This is a genomic window from Yoonia sp. 72 (assembly GCF_034652275.1).
In the GTDB taxonomy this organism is placed as follows: Bacteria; Pseudomonadota; Alphaproteobacteria; order Rhodobacterales; family Rhodobacteraceae; genus Yoonia.
In genome coordinates this window covers 988,350-1,001,007 of record NZ_JAXIWG010000001.1, presented here as the reverse complement: position 1 = coordinate 1,001,007, position 12,658 = coordinate 988,350, and the positions used below count along the sequence as shown (strand labels likewise).

Below are 12,658 nucleotides of genomic sequence, written 5' to 3'. Positions count from 1 at the left end.
CTTTGCAAACGGCCCGCTGGGCCAGTGAACCAATTGGAGCGGGCGAAGAGATTCGAACTCTCGACCCTAACCTTGGCAAGGTTATGCTCTACCCCTGAGCTACGCCCGCATCCGTTGGTGAGGCGTGAATTACAAACACTTGGCGCGGTCCGCAAGGCCAAAATTGCAACGCCTGGTGTTTTTCTCTCGTTTGTCGGGCAGGCAGGTTTGGCGGGGTGAACCCCGCCCTACGGCAGACACCCCGTGGCGGGGTGCCTTGCGGTAAGGGGGGCCTCCGGCGGGAGTATTTTTGGAAAAAAGAAGCGGGAAGGGGCGCAAGCGGGTCCTGCACCTTGCTTGCAGCAGTCCAGCCTGACCCGCCTGGCGTTTGTGTCTTATCACGCTTGTCGTGGCTGCACTGCGGCAGCGAGCGGTGCAGATGTCAGCGCACGAACTGGATCAGGTCCCACCGGTTGCCGAACGGATCAGAAAAAACGGCAACGCGGCCATAGGGTTCATCGCGCGGCGATTCCTCGAACGCGATACCGCAGGCCTGCATCTTTGCGTGATCTTTGTCGAAATCATCTGTCTGCAAGAACAGCCAGACGCGCCCGCCGCCTTGGTTGCCGATCGCGGCGCGCTGCCGGTCATCGACCGCGCGGGCCAGCAGGAAGGCCGTCTGGGCGCCTTTGGGGGCAACCCTGACCCAGCGCTTGCCATGGCCCAGATCGGTGTCTTCCAGCAGATCGAAGCCCAACGCCCCCGTAAAGAAGGCGATGGCGCTGTCGTAGTCGGGGACAATCAGGGCGACGAGGGACAGGTGCTGTGGCATGGGTGTCCTGTTCCCGGTCGCTTATGTTGCCGGTGTCAGCAAATGCGGTATGCCCATTACTCCAACTCGACCAGCAGATCCTTGGCGTCGATCTGGCTGCCGGGATGGACATGCACGGCCTTGATCACCGCATTGCGTTCGGCATGGATGCCGGTTTCCATCTTCATTGCCTCGATCGTCAGCAACAGATCGCCCGCCTTGACCTCTTTGCCTGCGACGGCTGCCACGCTGGCCACAACCCCGGGCATCGGCGCGCCAATGTGGCCCGGATTGCCGAGTTCCGCCTTGGGGCGCTTGACCTTGTCGGCGGCGGCAAGCCGGTTCGTCACGCGGATCGTGCGGGGTTGGCCGTTAAGCTCGAAGAACACCTTGACCTCGCCATCCTCGTTCATGTCGGCCACAGCCTGCATGCGGATTTCGAGCGTCTTGCCGGGGTCGATTTCGGCGGCGATTTCCTCGCCCGGTTCCATCCCGTAAAAGAAGGTCCGCGTCGGCAGGGTGCGCACGGGGCCATAGATTTCATGCCGCGCGGTGTAATCAAGAAAGACCTTCGGATACATGAGATACCCGTTCAGATCTTCGTCATCAATGATGACATCCTCGAATTTCGCCTGCAATTCGGCCTTGGTCTTGGCCAGATCGACGGGTGGCAGCGATTTTCCAGGGCGTTCGGTCTGCGCCTTTTCGCCTTTGAGGATCTTTTTTTGCAAGGCGGCAGGCCAGCCGCCCGGCGGTTGGCCCAGATTGCCGCGCATCATGTCGATCACGCTGTCGGGGAAGGACACATCCGTCTTGGGGTCCTCAACCTGCGCGCGGGTCAGGTTCTGGCTGACCATCATCAGTGCCATGTCGCCCACCACCTTGGACGATGGCGTGACCTTGACGATATCACCGAACATCTGGTTCACGTCGGCATAGGTCTGTGCCACCTCGTGCCAGCGGTCCTCCAGCCCCAAGGACCGCGCCTGCGCCTTGAGATTGGTGAACTGGCCGCCGGGCATTTCGTGCAGGTAGACTTCGGAAGCGGGGGCCTGCAGCCCCGATTCGAAGGCGGCGTAATGCGCGCGGACCTGTTCGAAGTAATTGCTGATCTCGCGGATCGCAGCGATGTCGAGGCCGGTGTCGCGGTCGGTGCCGCGCAACGCCTCGACGATGGACCCAAGCGTCGGCTGCGATGTGTTGCCCGAGAAAGAATCCATCGCGGCATCGATGCAATCCACACCTGCGGCTGCGGCGGCCAGCACTGTCGCAATCGCCGCCCCCGAGGTGTCATGCGTGTGGAAATGTACGGGCAGGCCGATCTCGTCCTTCAGCGCCTTGATCAGCACGGTCGCGGCGGCGGGTTTCAAAAGCCCCGCCATGTCTTTGAGCCCCAGCACATGCGCGCCCGCGGCCTCCAGTTCCTTGGCCATACCGATGTAGTATTTCAGGTCGTATTTGCTGCGCGCAGGGTCCAAGAGGTCGCCAGTATAGCAGATCGTGCCTTCGCAGACCTTGTTCGCGTCGATTACCGCGTCCATGGCCACGCGCATGTTGTCGACCCAGTTCAGGCTGTCGAACACGCGGAACACATCGACGCCGGATGTCGCGGCCTGGGCCACAAAGCTCTGCACCACATTGTCGGGGTAATTGGTATAGCCCACGCCGTTCGAGGCACGCAGCAGCATCTGTGTCATGATATTGGGCATAGCGGCGCGGATATCGCGCAGGCGCTGCCACGGGCATTCCTGCAAAAACCGGTAGGCCACATCAAAGGTCGCACCACCCCAGCATTCGACGCTGAACAGCCCGTGCATTTTCGCGGCATAGGCGGGGGCCGCGTTGATCATGTCGATCGACCGCATCCGCGTGGCAAGCAGGGACTGGTGCCCGTCGCGCATGGTCGTGTCGGTGACCAGTACCTGTTTCTGGTCGCGCATCCATTGCGCCACGGCTTCTGGGCCTTGGGCGTCGAGGATATTGCGTGTGCCGGGGGTCAGGTTGCTCGTGGGTTTGACGGGCGGTCGGGGCAGGCGGACATCGGCGGCAGGGCGCGGCCGGCCTGCGGTTTCGGGATGCCCGTTCACGGTGATATCGGCGATATAGGTCAGGATCTTCGTCGCGCGGTCGCGGCGTTTGGTGAAGTTGAAGAGATCCGGCGTCTCGTCGATGAACTTGGTGTGGTATTCGTTGTTCAGGAAGGTCGGGTGTTTCAGCAGGTTTTCGACAAAGGCGATGTTGGTGGACACCCCACGGATGCGGAATTCGCGCAAGGCGCGGTCCATCCGCGCAATCGCCATTTCCGGCGTGGGCGCGCGGGCTGTGACCTTGGTCAGCAAGCTGTCGTAATAGCGCGTGATGACGGCCCCCGAATAGGCGGTCCCGCCGTCAAGCCGGATGCCCGGACCCGTGGCCGAGCGATACATCTGGATGCGCCCGTAATCGGGGATGAAATTGTTCTGCGGGTCTTCGGTTGTCACGCGGCATTGCAGGGCATGACCGTCGAGTTTTACGTCATACTGGCTGGCACAACCTGTCGCCTCGACCAGTGATTTGCCTTCGGCGATCAGGATTTGCGCGCGCACGATGTCGATGCCGGTGACTTCTTCGGTCACGGTATGTTCGACCTGCACGCGGGGGTTCACCTCGATGAAATAGAATTCGCCTGACTCCATATCCATCAAGAATTCGACGGTGCCTGCGCATTCGTAGTTCACATGGGAACAGATTTTCTTGCCCAGATTGCAGATCTGTTCGCGCTGGGCGGCAGACAGATAGGGGGCGGGGGCGCGTTCGACGACCTTTTGATTGCGCCGCTGGACCGAACAATCGCGTTCCCACAGATGATAGATATTGCCGTGGCTGTCGCCCAATATCTGCACCTCGACATGGCGGGCGCGCATGATCATCTTTTCAAGGTATCCTTCGCCGTTGCCGAATGCGGCTTCAGCCTCCCGCCTGCCTTCGCGGACTTTTTCCTCGAGTTCCTTTTCGTTCATGATCGGGCGCATCCCGCGCCCGCCGCCGCCCCATGACGCCTTGAGCATCAAAGGATAGCCGACCTCGGCCGCTTCCTTGCGGATGGCATCCATGTCATCGCCCAGCACTTCGGTCGCGGGGATGACGGGCACGCCCGCTTCCATTGCAACGCGCCGCGCGCTGGCCTTGTCGCCCAATTGGCGCATGGTTTCGGCCTTGGGACCGATAAAGGTGATCCCGTTCGCGGTGCAGGCATCCACGAAATCGGGGTTTTCCGACAAAAGGCCATAGCCGGGGTGGATCGCGTCAGCGCCCGACATCTTGGCGACGCGGATGATCTCGTCGATCGAAAGATAGGCAGCAACCGGCCCCATGCCTTCGCCGATCCGGTAGGCTTCATCCGCCTTGAAGCGGTGCAGGCCGAGCTTGTCCTCTTCGGCGAAGACGGCGACGGTCTTTTTGCCCATCTCGTTGGCGGCCCGCATGATGCGGATCGCGATTTCGCCACGGTTGGCAATCAGGATTTTCTTGAAATCGGCCATTGTCGTCTCCTTCGCAGTTGCAGCATTGGTAAGCGGCAAATTGCGAGGCGTCTAGGACGATTACGATGACTGGCGCAGGCAGGCGGGCAGGTCTTTCAGGCTGCGCGCGCCCAGCTGGCCCATATTGGAAATCATGTCCTGCCGCAGGATATCCAGCACATGCGCCGCCCCCGGTTCCCCCAAGGCGGCAAGGCCGTAATGGAAGGCGCGACCCAGCATCACGAAATCCGCGCCCAAGGCCAGCGCACGCAAAATGTCGAGTCCGCCTTCGATGCCACTGTCGAAGATCACGGGCAAGGTGGTCGCCGCACGGATCGCAGGCAGGGTTTCGATACTGGCGGGACCGCCGTCGAACTGGCGGCCAGCGTGGTTGCTGACCCAGATCGCATCCGCGCCTTCGTCGGTCAGGCGTGCGGCATCATCGGCGCGGCCGACGCCCTTGACCACAAGCGGGCCGTCCCATGCATCGCGCAGGGCCTTGAAATAATCCCAATCCGGCGAGGTGCGCAAAAGGTAGCCGACATGCTGGTTGGACGGCAGCGAGCCTTTGACCTGACTATAGCTTTCCATGAGCCGCAGGCGCGGCATGCCGGTCTGCCGGATCCCCATCAGCCAGGCGGGGCAGCGCGCCGCCTGCATGGCCAGCCGCGGCGTCAGTTTCGGCGGCTGCGTCAGCCCGCCCCGCGTCTGGCGTTCGCGGCGCGAGGCGACGGGCACATCGACCGTCAGCACCAGCGTATGAAACCCCGCACCCTTGGCGCGGTTCAGGATATCGTCGCGGATCACCGGATCGCGCGGGGGGTAAAGCTGGAACCAGCCTTGATCGCCCGCATGCGGCCCCACATCCTCGGGCAGTTGGCTGGCGACGGTGGAGAGCGTGTAGGGGATAGTCTCGCGCGCGGCGGTGCGCGCCAGCATCTGCTCCGCGCCCGGCCAGATCAACCCCGACATGCCCAAGGGCGCGATCCCGATGGGCAGCGGATGTTCGCGCCCCAGCAGGGTTGTGGACAGATCGGGTGTGAACTCGCCGTGCAGGATCGAGGGGTTCAGCAGCACCTGATCGAGTGCGGTGCGGTTGCGTCTTTGCGTGGCCTCGACCCCTGTGGCGCTGTCGAGGTATTCCCAGACGAAATGCGGGATACGGGCCCGCGCGCGGGTTTTCAGGTCAGAGATCGCGGGATATCGGGCATGAGCGTTCATGCCCGGACGTTAGGGGGGATTTCCCGCCATTTGCAATGGCCGGGAGGCCTCCGGCGGGGATATTTTTGCTCGAACGATGGGGTGGAACGGAAGTAGAACAAGGCTTTTCATGGGGCGGCGTTGGCGCTATGTCTGGGGGATGAGTGATTATTCCGAAGATGACGCCTTCGAGGCGGCCGTGCCGTTGAGCCAGCGCGCGATGGCGCGGCCTGCGATGCCCTATCTCGACGGGCTGAACCCCGCACAGCGGCAGGCGGTGGAAACGCTGGACGGGCCAGTGCTGATGCTGGCGGGGGCGGGGACCGGCAAGACCAAGGCGCTGACCAGCCGCATTGCGCATCTGCTGGCGACACGGTCCGCGCGCCCGCAAGAGGTGCTGGCCGTCACCTTTACCAACAAGGCCGCGCGCGAGATGAAGAACCGGATTTCCGCCCTGATGGGAGAGGCGGTTGAGGGGATGCCGTGGCTGGGCACCTTCCATTCGGTCAGCGCGAAACTGTTGCGCCGCCATGCCGAACTGGTGGGGCTGCAATCCAGCTTTACGATTCTGGATACCGACGACCAGTTGCGGCTGCTCAAGCAGCTGGTTGTGGCATCCGATATCGACGAAAAACGCTGGCCGCCACGCATGCTGGCGGGGATCATCGATGGGTGGAAGAACAAGGCGCTGACGCCCGACAAGGTGCCTGTCGCTGAAAGCGGGGCCTTCGATGGCAAGGGCGTGGACCTTTACGCCGCCTATCAGCGCCGTCTGATCGACCTCAACGCCGTCGATTTTGGCGATATCCTTTTGCATATGGTCACGATTTTCCAGAAGTACCCTGATGTGCTGCGGCAGTACCAGACGCGGTTCCGCTATATCCTTGTGGACGAATATCAGGATACCAACGTCGCTCAGTATCTGTGGCTGCGCCTGCTGGCGGCCGGGCACAAGAACATCTGCTGTGTGGGCGATGACGACCAGTCGATCTATGGCTGGCGCGGGGCCGAAGTGGGCAATATCCTGCGGTTCGAGGCTGATTTTCCGGGCGCGCATGTGGTGCGGCTGGAGGAGAATTACCGCTCTACCCCGCATATTCTGGCTGCCGCCTCCGGCGTGATTGCCGCCAACAAGGGGCGGTTGGGCAAGACCTTGTTCACCTCTGTCAAGGAAGGTGAAAAGGTCCGTCTGATCGGCCATTGGGATGGCGAGGAAGAGGCACGCTGGATAGGCGAGGAAATCGAGGCGAGCCAGCGCGGCACCCGCGGCATGGCGCCTCTGGGGCTGGACAGCATGGCGATTCTCGTGCGCGCCAGCCACCAGATGCGCGCTTTCGAGGACCGTTTTCTGACCATCGGTCTGCCCTACCGCGTGATCGGGGGGCCGCGATTCTATGAACGCATGGAAATCCGCGATGCGATGGCCTATTTCCGGCTGGCCGTGTCGCCTGCCGATGATCTCGCCTTCGAGCGGATCGTGAACACCCCCAAACGCGGCTTGGGCGACAAGGCGATCCAGACCATTCAGCGCACCGCGCGCAGCAATGGCGTGTCCTTGGTCGAAGGGGCGCGGCTGGTTTGCCAAGGGCGTCTGCTGGGTGGCAAGGGGTTGAAGGAACTGACCGAACTGGTCGGGGGGCTGGACCGTTGGCATGCGCAGGTCCGCGCCGAGGCGGATACCCATGTGGAACTGGCCGAGATGATCTTGGACGAGAGCGGCTACACCGGCTTTTGGCAGAACGACAAGACGCCAGAGGCGCCGGGGCGGCTTGAAAACCTCAAGGAATTGGTCAAGGCGCTGGAGAATTTCGAGAACCTGCAAGGGTTTCTCGAACATGTCAGCCTGATCATGGACAATGAAACGGAAGAGCAAGGCGAAAAAGTCAGCATCATGACCCTGCACGCGGCCAAGGGGCTGGAATTTCCTGCCGTGTTTCTGCCGGGCTGGGAGGACGGGCTGTTCCCCTCGCAACGCTCTATGGATGAAAGCGGGCTGAAGGGGCTGGAGGAAGAACGCCGCCTTGCCTATGTCGGCATCACGCGGGCCGAAGAGCTTTGCACCATCTCTTTCGCCGCCAACCGCCGGGTTTACGGCCAGTGGCAGTCGCAGATGCCGTCGCGGTTTATCGACGAATTGCCCGCGGATCATGTCGAGGTGCTGACCCCGCCTGGCCTTTATGGCGGCGGTTACGGGGCGGCGGGCATGGCGGCCAGTGCGTCCCCTGCGATCATGGGGGCGATGGGGTCTGACCTGCATCAAAAGGCGCATGATGCCGATGTCTATAATTCGCCGGGCTGGCGGCGGTTGCAGGGGCGCAGCCAGCAGCGCGGCTTGGGCGTTCCGTCCGAGGCGCGCAACATGACGATCGACGCGACCGCCGTGTCGGCCTTCAGCGTGGATGACCGCGTGTTCCACCAGAAATTCGGTTATGGGAACGTGCTCGCGATCGAAGGCGACAAGCTGGAAATCGCCTTTGACAAGGCGGGCACAAAACATGTGGTGGGCCGTTTCATCGTCAGCGCCGATGCGGCCGATGACGTGCCGTTCTAGGCCACCAGCATCGGCCAGAGCGAAGCGACCAGCAGCACCGCCATGGTGATGTTGAACATCCGCAACCGCCGCGCCGTGCCCAGCCAGCGGCGGACCTGCACCCCGATCCAGGCCCAGACGGTGACGGCGGGCAGGTTGGTTGCGGCGAAAACCCCTGCCACCATCAGCGACCCCACCACCAGCCCGCGATCCTGCGGCGCATAGGCGCTGATCGCGGTGATCGCCATGAACCACGCTTTGGGGTTGACCCATTGAAAGGCGGCGGCCTGCAGAAAGGTAAAAGGCTTGCCTGTGACCGCTTTTGCCTCGGGTGGCACGGCATTGGCGATCTTCCACGCCAGCCACAGCATATAGGCGGCACTGACCACCTTGAGCACGATGTTCAGCGCGGGATAGGTCAGGAACACACCCAAAAGAACCACCCCGACCATGAACACCATGAACGCATGGCCGACCGAGATGCCCAGCATATGGGGCACCGTCCGGCGCAGCCCGTAATTGGCCCCCGACGCCATCAGCATCACGTTGTTCGGCCCCGGTGTGATGGATGAGGCAAAGGCAAAGCCCACAAGAGCGATCAGGATTTCATAGGTCATCGCGCAACAATAGTGGGCAGATTGCGCAATGAAATTGCCAAGTTGTGCGGGAATAGACTATCTGTGCAATCCATGACCCAGATTGACCAGATCAACGCGCAGATATTGCGCATTCTGTCCCGCGATGGCCGGATCAGCAACCTGCAACTGGCCGAAAAGGTCGGGCTGTCGCCTTCGGCCTGCCTGCGGCGGGTGCAGGACCTTGAACGCAGCGGTGTCATCACCGGGTATCGCGCACGGCTCGATCCCGCGCAGACGGGCCGCGCTTATGTCGTTTATGTCGCGGTGGGGCTGTCGGAACATACCAAAGCCGCGCAGACTGGGTTCGAACGCGCAATGCAGGGTGCCGATCAGGTGACGGAATGCCACAATGTCGCGGGCGCGTTCGAATACATGCTGCGGGTCGAGGTGGCTGATCTGCCTGCCTACAAGGCGTTCCACACCGATATCCTTGGCACCGTGCCGCATGTCCGCTCGATCACGAGCTATATGGTCATGGGATCACCAAAAGATACGCGGGCCTGAGCCTGTCGACTTCTTTTTTCCCCAAATACTCCGGGGTGACCCCGGACTTGATCCGGGGGTGGGGCAGCGCCCCTACAACCGCGCATAAAAAAACGGCCATGCCCGGGAGGAGGTGGGCATGACCGTTCTTATTATCAGCGCCTCCTTGCGTCTCGGGAGGAGAAGAAGCAAGGCGCGTCCTCGCCAACTTTGCCCGGGAGGAGGTGGGCGCCGCTGGCGGTATCATCGGTACCAACCCGGGAGGAGGTGGGCGGTTCCGAAACTCGTGTCATAAAGCGGCGGCATCCGGGAGGAGGTGGATGCCGCCACCTTAATCATGACCCCGTGCCTTGGGAGGAGGTAAGGCTTGGGGTCTTTCAGATCTGCCTTTTCAGGGAGGAGGCGGCAGATCCGATTCTTGAATTACTTGCCGTAAGCGGCTTCGAGGGCGATGCTGCGCAGTTCGGTCCGCGACAGGCCCAGATCGGCAAGGTCACGGTTCGACAGCGACTGCAGTTCGCGCAGGGTTGTCAGATACACTTTGCGCTTGGCCATCTTTTCGGACAGGCTGACGCGGAAACCCGAGACGCGGTCTGCAAAGGGCAGGTTCGCCGGCAGTGTGATGTTGAAGGTTGTCATGTCTATACTCGTTTTAATCTAGTGTTCGCGGCAGATGTGCCGTTCGCTTGTGACCATCATGTAGGATAATGCTGCACTTGCACAATGGTCCGTTGGTCAATGCTGCTATGCAGAAAATGCATAAGTTGTGCTGACCTAATGTCATCTGTCTGTTGCAATTTTAGGCAGGGCAGCGCGCACCCTTGCGTATTGCCCAAAACGTGCCAGAAGTTGGTGGAAAAACAGGCGAAATTTAAAAGGAGCCGTCGTTATGGCTGTAACCCGAGAAGACATTTTGTCCGCGCTGGCCCGCATCGCGCTGCCCGATGGCGGTGATCTTGTTGCCCGCGACATGATCCGCGCCCTGCGGATCGACGATGGCAAGGTCAGCTTCGTGATCGAGGCTGCCGACCCTGCCGAAGCGGCGCGCATGGACGGCCTGCGTCGCGCCGCCGAACAGATTGTACACGCCTTGCCCGGGGTCGACAGCGTCTCTGCGGTGCTGACAGCGCATGGTCCGGCCCCCAAACCGGCCGAGCCTCCCTCGCTCAAGATCGGGCGGCACCCGACGCCGCAGGCAGGCCCCGCCAAGGTCAGCGGTGTGGACCGCATCCTTGCCATCGGCTCGGGCAAAGGCGGCGTGGGTAAGTCCACGGTCTCGTCCAATCTGGCGGTGGCGCTGGCGCGGCAGGGGCGGCGGGTCGGGTTGCTTGACGCGGATATCTATGGCCCCAGCCAGCCGCGCATGATGGGCGTGAACAAACGTCCCGGCAGCCCCGACGGCAAGACGATCATCCCCCTGCAGGCGCATGGCGTCACGATGATGTCCATCGGTCTGATGATGGACCCCGACAAGGCGGTCGTCTGGCGTGGTCCAATGTTGATGGGCGCGCTCCAGCAGATGCTGGGGCAGGTGGCCTGGGGCGAACTTGATGTGCTGATCGTCGATCTGCCCCCCGGCACGGGCGATGTGCAGCTGACATTGTGCCAACGCACCGAACTAACGGGGGCCATTGTGGTCAGCACGCCGCAGGATGTGGCCCTGCTAGATGCGCGCAAGGCGCTGGATATGTTCAAGACGCTGAACACGCCCGTTCTGGGCCTGATCGAGAATATGTCCACTTACATCTGCCCCAATTGCGGGCACGAGGCGCATATCTTCGGGCATGGCGGCGTGGCGCTGGAGGCCGACAAGATTGGCGTACCCTTCCTTGGCGCGTTGCCGATCGATCTTGATACGCGGCTGGCGGGAGATGCGGGCACACCGATCGCGACAGGATCGTCGCCTATGGCCGAGGCTTACGCGACCATCGCGCGCCGTCTGGTCGAGGGCGGGATGGCGTGATCATAATCAGGCTGGCGACCGAGGCGGATTTCGACGCGCTCTGGCCGGTCCTGCGCGATGTCTTCCGCGCGGGCACGACCTATGCCGTCGATCCCGCGATCAGCCGCGAGGCCGCTTTCGCCTATTGGATGCAGCAGCCTGCCGCGACCTATGTGGCTGTGGCGGGCGATGCGGTGCTGGGCACCTATTACATCCGCACCAACCAGCCCGGCGGCGGCGCGCATATCTGCAACTGCGGCTATATTGTCGCCCCTGCCGCGCGCGGGCAGGGGATTGCCGCGCAGATGTGCATGCACAGTCAGGATCAGGCCCGCGCGATGGGCTATCTGGCGATGCAGTTCAATTTCGTGCTGGCCAGCAATGCGGGTGCGGTGCGCCTGTGGCATCGCCTTGGCTTTGCGACGATCGGCACCATACCCGACGCATTCCGGCACCCTGAACAGGGATTCGTCGCCGCGCATGTGATGCACAAGCGGCTGACCTAGCACCCAGTCGGGAATTCATGGAATCGATCACGCATCCGAATCGTTTTCGTGAGCGGATCGTGAGGATTCTGTGGCAATCCTTGGTCCGGGTAGCGTTTCCGAGGCAGAGCTCGCGCCAAAAGTGCGGTTTTTTCGCATCAGGCGGGCAGGGAATTTCTACACTCCATGTAGTATTCTGAATTTACCAGACCTCTATATGTGTGGCTGAGAGGCGGAAATTTCTGCTGCGAAGCCGCCCGATGGTTCCAGTGTTGGCCCACCAAGTTCCATGAATTCCCAGAAAACTGTTGATCACGGCATCGCGCGATGGCACAAGTGTAGCACGGTGATGACGGACACGACTTCAAAGGGGCAAATCAAGAACCCCGACCGGCAAAAGCAGGTTTCATACAGGCTTCGGCATCACTCCAAAAACGATCCGGCGCGTGAGCGAGCAGACATCCCCCCAGGTGGCACGCGCAGTCGGACTTTCCCAGAAATGGGACGAGGGCGGCGGATTGTGCAGTGGCAGCAGCACAATCCGCCGTTTTCATATCCGGGCCCCGGTCCGGCGGACAGTGAAGGCAGAGGGCAGTGGATCTGAGTTTTACCGGCGAACACACCCAAAAGGTGGACAGCAAGGGGCGCATGTCGATCCCGGCTGATTTTCGTCGCGTGCTTGAAACCGGTGATCCCGAATGGACCCCCGACCGCACACCGCGCATGTATCTTTTGTATGGCGAGCATCTGAAGAACCAGTTGCACGGCTATACCGTTGCTGAATTCAACAAGGTTGTCGCCCAGATCAACGCGCTCCCGCGCGGGTCGGAACGCAAGCAGATCCTGTCGCGCCTGATTATTGGCCAGTCGATCCGTCTGGACGTGGACAAGGACGGGCGCACCGTCATGCCGATCAAACAGCGTCAGAAACTCGGGATCACCGATGGCGAGCTGACCTTCAGCGGCCTTGGCGACCATTTCGAGATCTGGAAAGCCGAGCAATACGACAGTGACGTCTCCGACGCGATGACAGCCTATCTGGCGGACAAGCCCGATGGCTATGATCCGCTGATCCTGCTGGACGGGTAGG

Annotated in this window: 10 protein-coding genes and 1 tRNA gene; 5 read left to right on the top strand and 6 right to left on the bottom strand. The window is 61.8% G+C overall.

The genetic code is table 11. The features are described from left to right. Positions 1 to 34 precede the first annotated feature (34 nt). From VCK47_RS05140 to VCK47_RS05125, 4 genes are all read right to left on the bottom strand, one after another. A tRNA-Gly gene (locus VCK47_RS05140) sits at positions 35 to 109 on the bottom strand. Positions 110 to 421: 312 nt separating this feature from the next. Next, positions 422 to 811, bottom strand: a complete 390-nt coding sequence (locus VCK47_RS05135) for a VOC family protein (RefSeq protein WP_322889638.1) — start codon at positions 809 to 811, stop codon at positions 422 to 424. A 56-nt stretch (positions 812 to 867) separates the two neighbouring features. Beyond that, positions 868 to 4,311 carry a pyruvate carboxylase gene (gene pyc / locus VCK47_RS05130; protein ID WP_322889637.1) on the bottom strand — a complete coding sequence of 1,148 codons (3,444 nt, stop codon included), beginning with the start codon at positions 4,309 to 4,311 and terminating at the stop codon, positions 868 to 870. Positions 4,312 to 4,371: 60 nt separating this feature from the next. Further along, entirely contained in the window at positions 4,372 to 5,511 is a 1,140-nt protein-coding gene (locus tag VCK47_RS05125) for an alpha-hydroxy acid oxidase (protein WP_322889636.1), read from the bottom strand. Positions 5,512 to 5,650: 139 nt separating this feature from the next. On the opposite strand from VCK47_RS05125, the gene VCK47_RS05120 reads away from it, so the two are divergent. Continuing rightward, positions 5,651 to 8,041, top strand: a complete 2,391-nt coding sequence (locus tag VCK47_RS05120) for an ATP-dependent helicase (protein WP_322890030.1) — start codon at positions 5,651 to 5,653, stop codon at positions 8,039 to 8,041. On the opposite strand, the gene VCK47_RS05115 is transcribed toward VCK47_RS05120, so the two are convergent. Next, entirely contained in the window at positions 8,038 to 8,637 is a 600-nt protein-coding gene (locus tag VCK47_RS05115; protein ID WP_322889635.1) for a LysE family translocator, read from the bottom strand. The two genes, VCK47_RS05120 and VCK47_RS05115, sit on opposite strands and share 4 nt — an antisense overlap. A 72-nt stretch (positions 8,638 to 8,709) precedes the next feature. Here VCK47_RS05115 and VCK47_RS05110 point away from each other — a divergent pair, with 72 nt between their 5' ends. Next, positions 8,710 to 9,162, top strand: a complete 453-nt coding sequence (locus tag VCK47_RS05110; RefSeq protein ID WP_322889634.1) for an Lrp/AsnC family transcriptional regulator — start codon at positions 8,710 to 8,712, stop codon at positions 9,160 to 9,162. A gap of 402 nt (positions 9,163 to 9,564) precedes the next feature. Here VCK47_RS05110 and VCK47_RS05105 read toward each other — a convergent pair whose 3' ends face one another. Continuing rightward, positions 9,565 to 9,780, bottom strand: coding sequence for a DUF1127 domain-containing protein (locus VCK47_RS05105; RefSeq protein ID WP_322889633.1), 216 nt, complete (start codon positions 9,778 to 9,780; stop codon positions 9,565 to 9,567). A 250-nt stretch (positions 9,781 to 10,030) separates the two neighbouring features. Here VCK47_RS05105 and VCK47_RS05100 point away from each other — a divergent pair, with 250 nt between their 5' ends. The 3 genes from VCK47_RS05100 to VCK47_RS05090 all read left to right on the top strand — a co-directional run bounded on the left by VCK47_RS05100 (position 10,031) and on the right by VCK47_RS05090 (position 12,657). Continuing rightward, complete coding sequence (locus VCK47_RS05100) at positions 10,031 to 11,104, top strand: Mrp/NBP35 family ATP-binding protein (RefSeq protein ID WP_322889632.1); 1,074 nt, start codon at positions 10,031 to 10,033, stop codon at positions 11,102 to 11,104. Then, positions 11,101 to 11,589: an N-acetyltransferase gene (locus VCK47_RS05095; protein ID WP_322889631.1), complete on the top strand. Its 489-nt coding sequence runs from the start codon at positions 11,101 to 11,103 to the stop codon at positions 11,587 to 11,589. Before VCK47_RS05100 ends, VCK47_RS05095 begins: the two co-directional genes overlap by 4 nt. 573 nt (positions 11,590 to 12,162) lie before the next feature. Beyond that, complete coding sequence (locus VCK47_RS05090) at positions 12,163 to 12,657, top strand: cell division/cell wall cluster transcriptional repressor MraZ (protein WP_322889630.1); 495 nt, start codon at positions 12,163 to 12,165, stop codon at positions 12,655 to 12,657. Position 12,658: the final 1 nt, after the last annotated feature.

Coding starts and splice junctions, on each gene's coding strand:
- VCK47_RS05135 (WP_322889638.1), bottom strand. CDS start 811: ATGCCACAGCACCTGTCCCTCGTCGCCCTGATTGTCCCCGACTACGAC.
- pyc (WP_322889637.1), bottom strand. CDS start 4,311: ATGGCCGATTTCAAGAAAATCCTGATTGCCAACCGTGGCGAAATCGCG.
- VCK47_RS05125 (WP_322889636.1), bottom strand. CDS start 5,511: ATGAACGCTCATGCCCGATATCCCGCGATCTCTGACCTGAAAACCCGC.
- VCK47_RS05120 (WP_322890030.1), top strand. CDS start 5,651: ATGAGTGATTATTCCGAAGATGACGCCTTCGAGGCGGCCGTGCCGTTG.
- VCK47_RS05115 (WP_322889635.1), bottom strand. CDS start 8,637: ATGACCTATGAAATCCTGATCGCTCTTGTGGGCTTTGCCTTTGCCTCA.
- VCK47_RS05110 (WP_322889634.1), top strand. CDS start 8,710: ATGACCCAGATTGACCAGATCAACGCGCAGATATTGCGCATTCTGTCC.
- VCK47_RS05105 (WP_322889633.1), bottom strand. CDS start 9,780: ATGACAACCTTCAACATCACACTGCCGGCGAACCTGCCCTTTGCAGAC.
- VCK47_RS05100 (WP_322889632.1), top strand. CDS start 10,031: ATGGCTGTAACCCGAGAAGACATTTTGTCCGCGCTGGCCCGCATCGCG.